Here is a 1,877-nt window from a genome sequence, read left to right on the forward strand (position 1 = left end):
AGTTATCCACAGGTGCAATAGCACCCTAGCTTTGCTATTATCTTTTTCTGCATAAAATAGTTAATTATTAACAAAGAGTAATGATTTTTAAATGTAATTGAGGAAGGTTAATTGTGCAATTTCCTCAAATAATAAATATCAAATATCAAATATCAATTATTAATTATTAATTATTAATTATGTGGATTTTCTTCATTTTATTCAGAAAATCTTTAAGTTAGAAAAAGAAAGGGATAATAAATCCTTCATTATAAATCGGCGGGCTACGCCCAAAAAACTTTTTAAGTGCTAAACTTCTGAAATTTCACCTATTACTTCTTACCCCTTACTTAATTCTCAATTGTCCATTGTCACTTCGTACTTCCTCTACAAATTCTAATTTAAGAAATTCCATAGGAATTTCAACATTATTTGATATTTGATATTTGATATTTCTATATTCTCGCTGGCTACCGCCAATAAAAGATTTTTTAAACCCTAAAAAAAAGATATAACTACTCCATTTAGTGAAATAATTATAGCTTATTTTACTATAACATTTATTTAATTAAAGATTTTCCGTAACACAGTGGAGGAAAATCGTCCTTTAGTAGGCCCCTCTCCCCCCACAAAGTAAGTACTCTGTAACTGAAAAAACTGCCTTTAATGGAGTGATAAAATTGAAATTTTGGACTATTGAACTAGCTTTAGAACTTCTTTGTTTTGAAATTTAAAGCCCCGTTAAGAAGCCTTCATTGCTTGAGCGAGGAACGAGTGAGTTTGAAGGCTTTAGGGGCTTTAAATTTCAAAACATTTAGAAGTTCTTAGCGTACTGTTCACAGTCCAAAATTTCAATTTTATCACGGAATTAAAGGCAGTTTTTTCTTAATGCACTTACTTCACACTATATTCTTACTTTTTATTTCCACATAGTTTGAAGCACTGCCAGCTCATTTTCATTCTTATCCTGTATTTTATGCAAACACATTATTCCATCTTCCTTTTCTAGTATTTGAGTAAATACTTTTACCTTATCACCATAGGAAGTTTCCTTTTCATAAGTTACTTTTACATTTTTAAGCTCGTACTTTGTTATTATATCTCTAGGAATTGTTTCTATAGCCCAAGACACATATTTTACATTATTAACGTGTCTATTAGTGTCTATATCTCCATATCTTACACTAAACTTATTTTCCGCATGAATTTCATCCACTTTCTTTATTTTATCTATTTTAAGAGTTCTCTTTTCTTCCTTACTAGTTTTAAATATATCATACATATAATCTGGCACACTTATGGCCTTTCTCTTTTCTGTGTCTATTAGAAACCATATAGAACTGGCTTCTACTATAACTTCTCCACTGCTATCTGTTACAGTAAATTTTCTATAAGCATAATATTTTTTTATACCATAAGCCCAAGTTTTTACCTTTACTCTTTCATTATACATTGGGTATCTATTTATGTTTATATCCCACTTATACAGCACCCAGGCTATGTGATGCTGATTTAAGAAATCCATGCCTATATTTAAATCTTCAGTTTGTACCATAGCTATGTCACCAAAATAATTCATAATAGATGATATAAGCGCTCTTCCCTTATAATCTACTTCATAGTAGTGGATATTATACTCTTTTTCTGTTATTATTCCGGACATTTTAGCACCCCCAGTAGCAAAATTTTATATATTTAATATAATACCAAACTTAACAGTTTTTTAATACATATCTTGATAATTTTTACTAAAAATTAAAAAATATTATAAACAGAGCTCTTAGTTTCAGATGGAGTTTTTACTCCAACTGAAGGTTAGAGATCGTTATCCAGGGACGTAGCTGCCGTTATCTCCCACTTTGTTAGAAGTGGGAGTGTTACGGCAGGGTGTCATCGGG

At 30.4% G+C, this 1,877-nt stretch carries 1 protein-coding gene; it reads right to left on the reverse strand.

Annotated features, from left to right (window positions below; genetic code table 11):
* Positions 1-898: 898 nt before the first annotated feature.
* Positions 899-1,642, reverse strand: coding sequence for an acyl-[acyl-carrier-protein] thioesterase (locus FGK85_RS15045; protein WP_138207962.1), 744 nt, complete (start codon positions 1,640-1,642; stop codon positions 899-901).
* Positions 1,643-1,877 lie beyond the last annotated feature (235 nt).

It is taken from the genome of Haloimpatiens lingqiaonensis, assembly GCF_901447495.1.
Taxonomy (GTDB): Bacteria; Bacillota; Clostridia; order Clostridiales; family Clostridiaceae; genus Haloimpatiens; species Haloimpatiens lingqiaonensis.

Bases quoted from the DNA above. Each gene is read 5' to 3' on its own strand.
- FGK85_RS15045 (WP_138207962.1), bottom strand. From the start codon at position 1,642: ATGTCCGGAATAATAACAGAAAAAGAGTATAATATCCACTACTATGAA.